Source organism: Candidatus Borrarchaeum sp. (assembly GCF_019058535.1).
GTDB lineage: Archaea > Asgardarchaeota > Sifarchaeia > Borrarchaeales > Borrarchaeaceae > Borrarchaeum > Borrarchaeum weybense.
Genome location: NZ_JAHPYX010000011.1, coordinates 1 through 11,352, shown reverse-complemented (window position 1 = coordinate 11,352; position 11,352 = coordinate 1). Strand labels below are relative to the sequence as shown.

Annotated in this window: 8 protein-coding genes; 4 read left to right on the top strand and 4 right to left on the bottom strand. The window is 36.3% G+C overall.

Annotation, left to right across the window (positions count from 1 at the left end; genetic code table 11):
• On the bottom strand, positions 1–1,420 hold a 1,420-nt coding region (locus QVB70_RS00690), incomplete at its 3' end, for a DEAD/DEAH box helicase (protein ID WP_287582377.1).
• A gap of 236 nt (positions 1,421–1,656) precedes the next feature.
• On the opposite strand from QVB70_RS00690, the gene QVB70_RS00685 reads away from it, so the two are divergent.
• From QVB70_RS00685 to QVB70_RS00675, 3 genes are all read left to right on the top strand, one after another.
• Entirely contained in the window at positions 1,657–6,615 is a 4,959-nt protein-coding gene (locus QVB70_RS00685; protein WP_287582375.1) for an Ig-like domain repeat protein, read from the top strand.
• 164 nt (positions 6,616–6,779) lie between these two features.
• Positions 6,780–7,637 (top strand): AmmeMemoRadiSam system protein B, encoded by an 858-nt coding sequence (amrB, locus tag QVB70_RS00680; RefSeq protein WP_287582373.1) that lies wholly within the window; start codon positions 6,780–6,782, stop codon positions 7,635–7,637.
• Positions 7,638–7,918: 281 nt separating this feature from the next.
• Positions 7,919–9,697 (top strand): hypothetical protein, encoded by a 1,779-nt coding sequence (locus QVB70_RS00675; protein ID WP_287582371.1) that lies wholly within the window; start codon positions 7,919–7,921, stop codon positions 9,695–9,697.
• 138 nt (positions 9,698–9,835) lie between these two features.
• On the opposite strand, the gene QVB70_RS00670 is transcribed toward QVB70_RS00675, so the two are convergent.
• The 3 genes from QVB70_RS00670 to QVB70_RS00660 form a co-directional block, all read right to left on the bottom strand.
• Positions 9,836–10,063 carry a hypothetical protein gene (locus QVB70_RS00670; protein WP_287582369.1) on the bottom strand — a complete coding sequence of 76 codons (228 nt, stop codon included), beginning with the start codon at positions 10,061–10,063 and terminating at the stop codon, positions 9,836–9,838.
• Between the two features lie 61 nt (positions 10,064–10,124).
• Complete coding sequence (locus QVB70_RS00665; protein ID WP_287582368.1) at positions 10,125–10,394, bottom strand: hypothetical protein; 270 nt, start codon at positions 10,392–10,394, stop codon at positions 10,125–10,127.
• Positions 10,395–10,477: 83 nt separating this feature from the next.
• Positions 10,478–10,735, bottom strand: coding sequence for a hypothetical protein (locus tag QVB70_RS00660; protein ID WP_287582366.1), 258 nt, complete (start codon positions 10,733–10,735; stop codon positions 10,478–10,480).
• 266 nt (positions 10,736–11,001) lie between these two features.
• Here QVB70_RS00660 and QVB70_RS00655 point away from each other — a divergent pair, with 266 nt between their 5' ends.
• Positions 11,002–11,307: a hypothetical protein gene (locus QVB70_RS00655; RefSeq protein WP_287582364.1), complete on the top strand. Its 306-nt coding sequence runs from the start codon at positions 11,002–11,004 to the stop codon at positions 11,305–11,307.
• Positions 11,308–11,352: the final 45 nt, after the last annotated feature.

Sequence of the window (11,352 nt, the reverse complement as noted above, 5' to 3'; positions counted from 1 at the left end):
GATCAGAGTCTATTATATCTAGCCCTTGTTCAGCCACGCTCGTAGCAACAAGCACATTAATGATACCCTCTTTAAAGTGTTTAAGTAACGTCATTTGCTGTTTTGATGATAGACCACCAATTGTTCCTTTATGCTTATGCCCGACAAGACCAGCTGCACAGACTTTCTTTGCTTCTAAATTCATCTTATTAAGTTCGTCAACAATGATATTAATTGACGCTCTATAATTTGCAAATATAAGAATCCTAGAATCGGGCTTTTCGGTTATTTGTTTTTTAACTATCTCGACCGTTTCAATGATCTTAGGATGCTCATAACCCTCTCTTAATCCCTCTTCAAGCATTTTTTCAACTGTTTTAATAGATTTTAAACGATAAAATCGTCGTAACATCTCCCTTTTTGTATATCCCTTTTTGTCTTGGAGTGCTTTTTCCTTTATTTTTTCTATGAAGTGTTTTGCTGAGCTGAGCCCCTGAGTCTCAATTCTTTCAATCAAATGGAATAAGCGAATACAGGATGCTATTTGTGCAATTAAAAGCTTCAAATTCGCTGATAATTTAGTTCTTAAGGGTATTGATGAGAGTTTATTCTGATACTCACCTTGTAACTCAACTAACTGCTTTAAGGTGATCTTTCTAGGATCGTCTGGAACATTAACACTCTTTTTTGCTAAACCCTCTATGAATCTATATAGTTGCTTTTCGAGTACTGTTCTGATGTCCTGGAACAATTTTGGAAGAGGGATCATGTGCCATTCAATTCTTTTTTGAGAAACATATGAGGATATATCGTAATCGCTTGTTGTTCTACTATCTACTGATGTGATTCGCAGATTGCGACAGACTTCTTCTGTTATTCTTTTATTCCCTAAAGAAGTTGTTATTCCTAATACTCTTCCTTTACTCTTTTGTAGAAAATATTGATCTGCAACTTTAACGTAAGCATGTTTCCCAGCAGCACGATGACATTCATCAAAAACAATAAGCGAAACGTTCCCAAAATCGTAGCGATCGTTAATTATATCAGTATATAACACATTGGGCGTCATTACTACAATTTTAGACTTCTTAAATAACTTGGCTCTTTTATCATTTGAAATATTTCCAATAATGTAATTGATATGCTCAGGGATCGTCAATTTTTCTTGCAGCATGACAATGTATTTGAGAACTAACGGTTTCGTTGGAGTTAAAAAAATGCACTGAGTATTGATTGTTCCATTCTTCCCAACGTTCTTGTTCAAATGGTAGGCTATAATCAGAGTAGCTATTATGGTCTTCCCCATTCCGGCAGGAAGTACAATGATAGTGTTGTTATGAATTGCTCTGGCTAGTATTTTCTGTTGATAGATTCGACTCTCAATACAGTTTTCTGTAAGCAAGGGATGGGAAATGTAGTTTACAGGAAGTGCGTTTTTCAAAACCTTAACCTCTGTTCCCCTCTATTGAAATGCCGAGCAAACACCTAATGTGCATAAATTAATTCAATTAGTTCATCAAAGTTACAAAACTATTCACCTAAATTCTCTGAGTTATTAAGGCTAGACTTTGTTTAAAAAGGAGGTTTATTTCTTTATAAAGCAGGTTTCGTTTATTTTAATTGAGAGTCTTTATTTGAAAAAAAATTAAAATAAAATGGGTGATTGGTGCAGCACAAATGATATTTGAGAAATTACGGAGTAAAAAGACGAGGCTATTCATAATCCTTTTTTTGGCAGTAATAATGATATTTGTCGCAATAAACGGTGATAATGCTAGAGCTGAAACATATAACGTAACATTAGAGGCAAATCCATCAGTATTACAAAGAGATCAGAGCTGTGAGCTAACTGCGATAGTAACTGATGAATTCTCTATTCCATATATCAACGAACCTGTTGACTTTTATGATGATGATATTTATATTGGTACAGCGATCTTAGATGATCAAGGATACGCTATATATGATTATACAATTCCTTCAGATGCTACCTTGGGTAGTCATGTCATTAGAGCTGAATTATCAGGATCTCCAGAATACAATGACACCACAACAATTCAAGTTCTTGGAAATCAATTAGAAATTACATTAGAAATAACGCCTGATAGACAACTTAAAGGATCAACAGTGGAACTTAAAGCTACGGTACTTGATAACGAAAGTAATCCTTTCCCTGACGTAATTGTTGATTTTTATGATGAAACACCCACTGAGAATTATTGGATTCAGTCGATATCTACTGATAATGATGGTATTGCAATTTACGATTGGCAAATCCCCCAAAGCCGTCCTGTTGGAGTTCATATGATTAATGCAACTGTAATAGTTCCTTTAAGTGGTGAAGTGCTTGTAGACCATGCAACTGTTGAGTTTGTTAATCCGTACACTATAGATTTAGAACTATCTGCTACAGAAATCAATAGAGGAGAAACTGTAACAATAAATGCAACGGTCACAGATTCTATTACATCAACACCTGAAATTGGCACAGAAGTAAAATTCTATGATAATAACACCTTACTAGGCACAGCAATTACAGATGACCAAGGGCTCGCTTCTTACGACTACACTGTTCCACTAGATGCGGTATACGGTGAGCATACGATAAATGCTACTGTTTATGAAGGGGACATCAATTTTTCAGAGGAATCAGACACTCTGGAAGTGTACATGAATGTCACAATTGATGCAACGTTAAGTTCTTCGATGGTTACGAGAGAAGAATCAATCACAGTAAGTATTACACTAACTGATGGATTAGGAAATAGTTTGTCAGATTATACGGTTGAATTATATGATGCAACTATTGATCAGGTAGTTGATAGTGGAGTTACTGATGGAACTGGCTACGTAGAACTTATTTACGGTATTCCTGTCGATTCACCTGTGGGACCTCACGACCTAATAGTTCGATTGGTCAATATATCCCAGTACATTAGATTTACCGAATCACAGAATATACTTGAAGTCTATGCAAATACAGATCTTCACATCGAGCTTCAAGTAATGGAAGCTGACAGAGGAGATACAGTAGAGATAATCGCTACATTGACCGATAATCTATTGAATGGTTTGGATGGCTACACAGTTCTATTCTATGCTGGTACGACATTGCTTGGCTCTGAGGTTACAAATTCCAGTGGAGTGGCCACATTTCAGTGGCTGGTCGATAATTCGATGCTAGGACAACAACAAATTCGTGCAGAGTTCATCGCAAGCGGATATTATCATTCCAGCACTTCTAACACGGAAGACCTTGATGTTTATTCTAATCCTTCATTAGATTTGACATTGCAGCCCCATGCTCGGATTGGTGAAAATGTACTAATTCAGGCAATCTTGACCGATGAAAGTGGTTTACCATTAGAAGGGTATACAATCGAGTTTTATCTAGACGATGTACCACTAGGGACTGCTGTAACAAATAGTACTGGAATAGCTGAATATACATGGATTCCAGGCAGTGCGAATTTGTATAACGTCTATGCTCAATTCAATGAGACGGGATATTATCATGCTGCTATTACACAAGTGGAACAAATAGAGGTTCAAACATTCTATATAGACGCACCTGAAACAGCTGATCGTGGAGACCTGCTTACACTAAGTGCGACCCTAACCGACTCATTTGGTATTGGCATCGAAGGAGAGGAAATATTCTTCTATCTAAACGGAACACTCTTAGGAAGTTCAATGACAGACAGTTCAGGAGTCGCCACATACGACTGGACAATAACAAATGATTTACTTGGCGTGCAGACTCTTCATGTTGAATGTCCTGCCTTTGGTTATATTTCAAATGATGTCTTTACAACGGTCTATTCAAATACTTCTGTCAGTATTCAGTTATCAGATTCAACCGTAGATAAGGGCGATACCGTTACCATAACGGTGACATTGACCGATGAAAATGGCGCAATGGTAGGATACGACGTTGTGATTTACTTGAACGGTTCAATCTTGACTACTGTTACAACCGATGCGTCTGGTATGGGTGAGTTCATTTGGACGGCTGATCAATTAGGAACTCATGTGTTCTATGCCGAATTCGCAGGATCTGGTTACTATTATGCTAGTCAATCAGGAACAACTAATTTAGAGGTCTATACCACTCCTTCCCTATCACTAAGCACACCAACCAAAGGAGATAGGGGTGATGTGGTAACATTAGTTGCAGAGCTAACCGATGCAGGTTTACCATTAGAAGGTTATACCATATACTTCTATATTAATAGCCAATTACTAGGTAGTTCATTGACCAATAGTTCCGGATTTGCAACCTATGATTGGACAATCACTAATGATCTACTTGGAGATGTTAGTGTACGAGCAGAATTTTCTGGAAGTGGGTTCTATGATCCCAATACTGACACACAAACCGTCACGGTATATTCTAATCCTTCGTTAACCATAGAAGTAACAGATACACAGGACAATCCTATAACATCGGTAACACAGGGCGATACTGTAAAATTCAAGACCACTTTGCTTGATGAGGCAGGAAATCCAATCTCAGGACAATCTGTTGTGTTCTATCTTAATGACACCATCGTAGGATCAACAATTACTAATGCTCAGGGGATCGCGGAATTACAGTTTACCTTTAACTACGAATTAAGTGAAGTGCAAACGGTCTATGCAGACTTTGAAGGGTTTCTGTATTATCATAACTGTGTTTCGGATACGGTTCAATTGTCTGTGTATGTAGACGATATGGATATCATTGCAAACATAGATGACTCCTATAGTCAAAACGAGGTTGTTGATCTTTATATCCAAGTTAAAGACAAAGACAATCCCCTTTTTGGTGTTGGTAATGCTGTAGTTCAAGTGTACCTTAATGATGTGCTGATCGGTGAAGGAATTACACTAACTGGTATCCAAGCGGGTGATGTCACAATAAACTGCGTCATTCCTTCTGACGCACAAATTGGTGCAGGTATTATCAAGATTGTTGCCACTAAAGACGACGGACAAGGTGTTGTCAGAATAAGCATAGTGGAACACGGCACTACTATTTTAGATGAACCAGAAGAACCACAGGGAACTATAATCGAGATCTTAAACGATTTAACCGTTGAAAAAGGTAAAGATCACACAGTAAAGGTGAAAATATCAAAGGATGGCGAACCACAAGTCAATATAAACGTAAAACTCTATGCTGAGATCGATGGAAACTGGGAATTACAAGATGAAGATACAACAGATATTGATGGCGAAGTTGAACTCAATTTGAGAGTTCAAGATGAACTAGGTAGTCAAAAGATTAAGATTGTAACAGACGATAAGACAAAGACTGAAACTTTGAAGGTAAAATACACGCCTGAAATTGACGTAGATGTGGATACTGGAATCGAACTTGGAGATACACTAGATATTAGAGTCACCATTAAGGACTACGATGGTGAACCAATTCAAATTAAAGTCTGGATTTATTTCGATGGCGTATTGCTGATAAGCGAAAAAACAGATGAAGATGGCTCTATCCAAACAAGCATAACACCAGACGAAGTGGGTGAATACGAACTAAAGATCAAAATTGATTCTATCCCCGATGCTATAGTAGAAACCATTGAAAAGACGGTAAGGGTCGGTGAACGCTTAAATATTGATGTTCAGGAAAATCCTGATAGCACTATAACCATTGTATTCCAATATACAGATGGTACAGCGCTGTCGAACACTTCCGTTGATCTTTATATCGACGGTTACGGTGAGAACAACGTTAATGCAAATTCAGAGCTATTACAAAGTTTCTCTCAAAGTGACTATTATACAACGATACAGACAGATGAATATGGTGTAGCCACATTCTCAATGAAAGAATTTGATAATGGTGATTATCTAATACGTTTAATATTTTACAGAAGCGATATCAAAGAATCAGTAGAAATTGAAATCCAGGCTACAGTGGCGCAACAAGGAGGATTAAATCTGCCTTTGATAGCAAGTCTTTCAGACATGTCACTATTGTTCAGTATTGTGACGGTAATTGGTGTATGTGGCGCTATCAGTGGACTAATGTACTACTTCTTTATTCGTACTCCTCAATCCGATCCCCTATCATCATTATCTGAACTGCAATCAGATAGTGAAATTGAAGGTGCCACACAGATGGTAGATTTAGGTTTAGCATACCAGCGGCCAGGTTTCTTAGTATCTGAAATGGTGGACCCCACAGAATTTGGCGTAAAGGCCATTTTCTTGGTTGAGTTCGATATCATTATGGGGCCAATAATAAAGGAGTTTCGTGTATTCAATGAGCAAACAGAATTTAGCAGTGTGATAATGGATCCGACAAAGCTTACAAGTTTTTACACTATGGCAGTAACCAGAGACCAGTTCAAATTGGAAGAACCCAGTGAGAACATCTATGTTAGACTGGTAACAGTGTCAGCAGAAGATACGGGCAGTCAAGGAGAAACAATAGTGCAAAATCTGCTCGTAGTCGTTACTGAAAAAGAAGAATGCAATGAGAACTGGGTAAAACACCTCATTGAAACGTTATTAGTTGAATGGCCAGATGAACAAGGGTATTTAGCGCATCAAATGGATCAATTTGTTCCAAAGGGTATCGAATTGAATATTCCTGCCCTCGAGCGCCCTCGAGCTGGGCGATCAACTCAAGCGGGGTGAGTATCTACCACATAATACCTTTTCACCTTTTTTTATTATTACTAACCGGTAAAACACGACTTTGAAGAACTATTAAGTTTATATGGAGCAAATGATATATTAAATTAAGAGAATTAAGTAAAAAACAGATCAACTTTGATTAAAGCTAAAAAGGGGGACAGAAAATGATCCGTAGACCTGCAGTAGCTGGTATGTTTTACGAACTTGATCCTAACAGATTAAAAGAAAACATAAAGAAATGTTTCTTACACAAATTAGGCCCAGGAAAACTCCCAGAAGAGATCGGCAATTTAACGCCCATAGTTCTTGGTTTAGTAGTTCCTCATGCCGGATATATTTATTCTGGAGCTACAGCAGCTCATAGTTATTTTAAACTTTCATTAGAGAAAAAACCTGACGTATTCATCATTTTAGGCCCTAACCATACACCTTTAGGCTCAGGCATTTCACTCATGAAATCTGGTATATGGAAAACACCGCTAGGCGATGTTCCAATAGATTCTAGTGTTGCCGAAGCAATTTTAGAGGCAGATGAGGGCGAAATAATCGATGCAGAGTCTACGGGTCATCAAGCGGAGCATTCAATTGAGGTCCAACTGCCTTTCCTGCAGTTCCTTTATAAAGATGAATTTAAGTTTGTGCCCATCAGTATGATGCTCCAAGACGTAAGAACTGCAAAAGAAGTAGGGCAAGCGATAGCTCAGGGGGTAAAGAACTCAGGACTTAACGCGGTTATTATCGCTTCAACTGACTTCTCTCACTATGAGCCCCATGAAACGGCACAAGAAAAGGATAGAAAGGCAATCGATGCAATATTAGAGTTGAATGAAGAAAAACTGTATGACACAGTATCATCATTAAGTATCAGTATGTGTGGCTACGGGCCGGTAATGGCGATGCTTACTGCAACAAAACTCCTTGGTTCAAAAGATGCCAAATTATTATCATATACAACAAGTGGTGACACTTCTGGTAATTACGGACAAGTAGTAGGCTATGCAGCAATAGAAATTACAAAATAAACTCTTCTTTATTCCTTTTGTTAAATTCCTTGTAATCATTAATGTAAACTGCTTATGCAATTATTTTTTCTTAGGTTTTCTATTTTGAACATATTCGTACTTTCTTAAGAGATTTCTAATTTAAATCGGCAGTTAAATCTGATCTGCTATTAAGAAGCGGAAGAATTCACTAGAAGATTTTAAGTAAGATGCTCAAAACCTTTATTTGAGAGTATTCTAGTATATCCATTAGTTATTATTATTCTGTGTAATTAAACCAAAAATCATGGCAAGTGACGAAGATGGAAGATGAACTTGAATCAAAAGTTACAGCCTATCAAGAGAGAATAAAAGAGTTAGAAGAAACCATTTCCAAGCTGAAGAGGGAAATAGAAGAAAAACAAGCTTTTATTAACGGGCAGGAAATAGAATTTTCTAATTTGCAATCAAAAATTGATACTTTAATTGTTAGATTATCTGAGAAAGAAAAAGAATCCAGCGAATTAAACAACAAACTTACAGAAAAGGAGACGATGCTTAAAGCAATAGAAAAAGAAGTATCACAAAAAGCGAGTGCAATTACTGCGCTTGAAGAAAAAATAAACGATTTACAAATAAAACTTGAATTACGTATAGGAGAAGTGCGCGAAGCACAAAACAATATTAAAGAGTTACAAAATCAAGTGACTGATCTGAAGTTTCAGGGGGAGAAACAATCACAGTTGAGTGATGATATTTCAACTTTACAGACTGAGATTATCACTTTAAATGAGCAGAATAGAGCTTTAAATGGTACTATTGAAGAGTTAAAATCTCAAATTGCAGACAAAGATCAAACAATTACAGATTTAGAAACAAGGACAACAAGTAGCAATGAACAACTAACTACCTTAGAAAATCAAGTAACTGATTTAAAAAACGCACTTCAGAGTAAGGAAACGACCTATGAAGAGTTGCAGGGACAAGTTACTGCCAAAGAAAAAATAATTGATGAATTGAAAGGAAATGCAGAGACAAAAGATAACCAGTTAAACACTTTAGAAACCCAAATGAATGAATTAAGAGATTCTATCAATACTAAAGAAGAAAAAATTAATGATTTGAATCGTATAACGCAGGAAAAAGCCGATACAGTCACCAAACTGGAAGCAGAACTAGCAGAAGCACAAAAAGAAATAGATACTAAAACGACGAATTTAGAAGAACTACAAAATACCGTTAATCAGAAGGATGAACAAGCTTCGCAGCTACAGAATGAAATAAGCCAAAACGAGAATAAAATAGGCGAACTTGAAAACAAAGCTTCTGCCCTCGAGCTAAATCTGGATGAACTAACTAAAAAATACGAGGATGCACAAAAATCGATTTCTGTAAAAGAAAATAAAATAAAGGACCTTGAAGTAGATGTGGAAGCATTAAACTTAGATGTAAAGACAATGCGTGATAATTTAAATGATTTAGCAAAGGATTTGAAGGAAAAAGAAACTGAACTAGTTCAGATAAACGAATCCTTAAATCAACGTGAGATTGAATTAAGTGAGAACCGTGCACACGAGAAGACTCTATCATTTGCAACGACCCATTTCTTATTAGAAACAACTAGGCAAACACCCAATAAGGAAAAACTGGAATTGCTGTTAACAAGTGAATTTCCGGTAGTTAAAATACCACTCGCATTGAGAGATATAGGATCAGCTACTGTGAAGTCGCTCGCTCGAATGACAGAACATTCTGAAACAGAGATACAGTCTTTTGTCGATGAATTAATCCATGAGGGGATGGTTTCTATGAAATCCGGACAAGTTCTTCTTACAGGTAAGACACCTGTCAAGAGAGATCAGTGGAAGCAACTAACGCTAGAAGAGCTTATGGATCAGTGCATGTTACAAATCTCTTCAGCAACTTCTGAAGAAGAAATACAAAAGCACCTAGATGAATTAATTGCAATTTTAGAAACACGTATTCAAAGTCCAGTAACATATGAAATAAGACGTACACGACAAAAAGTACGTTTTGCTGATCAACCGGAATTATTAAATCGACTTCGCCTATGGAAGGAACGATTAGTTAAATTACAATAATTTCCTTTTTTGTTTAATTAGAGTTGAAGCTTTAAAGCTTTATTAAAAACTTTTTGTAATTTTAAGGTGATAAAAGAAAAATATATATCACGTCTCCCGCCTCTGGAAGCCCCTATCCTTTAGGGTGGGGTAATTGACTTAAGAAGTGATACTAGCCGGGATTTTTGCTGGTGCCTTCTCAGATAGGTACTCCCGTCGTACTGCTCCATTACAATCAATATGTAATTCCAAAAAATGATCACCATGATCAACAATCCGAATAAACAGACCACCATTTTTAGAGGCATAGTCTCTATCCTCTTGTGTGACAGGCACCCAATCCTTTCTTTTACATTTACAGCAAACATTTAGAGCATAATCACGCATTTTTTTGCCTCAAATCATATTTAAACTTCTCTTATGAAAATTAAATCGATTTATGCTTATGTTAATCGAGATGTGTAGTCGAATTCGTTTCTATGGCATTAAGAACATAACCACAACAAAGCCCTTGAAAAAACGTTAAGCCTTTACAATCCCAGATACGCCATGTAGTTGGATCAAGGAGGCACTTTGATCTCACATCTGGGTTATCACATTTATAAAATGGACATTCTGGTTCTTTAGATGTATATGACGATAGTAAAGCCTCAATTCGATCCTCTTTTCTCAATGGATCAAAAGGCTGCGATATTTTGGTTTTTTTAAGAACGGACATCTGCTGGTGCACTCCAATTAACCTATTCATTATTAAATGAATCAAAGATTATTTTTTAACCGACCTTTTTTTAAAATTTTGAGTCAGATACCATATTTTTGATGTATTTTGTCAATCCTTCTTGTTCGATAATGGATATCATCGAAAATAACATAATAATAGTGTTTATCGTAAAATATTGGTTTTTCTAAACTTTTAGAAATTATTCTCAGCTCTTGAAGATCTTTGATTTCAATGTAGACTATCTTTTCTTTTTCCTGAAATGTAGATTCATAGATTCCAACAGGACTGAAAAGACTGTTTTGACGATCAATAGTTTCAAAAGATTCTTGCAAAGACATCAACGGCATCACTTCCAAATTATTTTCATATTCACATTCAAACAATTGTTATGGCGACTTTTATTGCAAGGGAGACCCCTCTGTAAAACTAAAATCCTAAAACAACAAACGACAGAAACAGCATTTGCATGAGTGACAGCGACATAAAATTGAATTCAAGTAATATTACAGAAAGTACCTGAATAATATTAAAACTATTATAAGATACTTCAGAGGTGAATCTCGAAAATTATCTATCTTTTTCATTAAAAAACCAAAAAGCGAGAATGAAAAAAGAAATGAATTATCCTGAATTGATTAGAGAACTACTTAGGTTTATTCAAGGTGATATATCATTATCTGCGGCGCAAAACTGTTTTTATCGATATTGGGAAAGAGTTGAAGATAACGGTGGAATATTTTGTGAGAATGAGGATATTATGGTAAAAGTTGAGATATTGCAGATCGCTGTTGAAGCCTATAGCTGTGGACGCTATATAAAAGAAGAGTTATTTCAGACAATCAATCAGTTCGCTCTGGATGTAGATCATAAATCATCTGACAATTCGACAAGAATTAAAATTAGTAAATAAAGGGGAAAATTACATTCCAATTCCGCGTTTAGCTTTCCGATACAT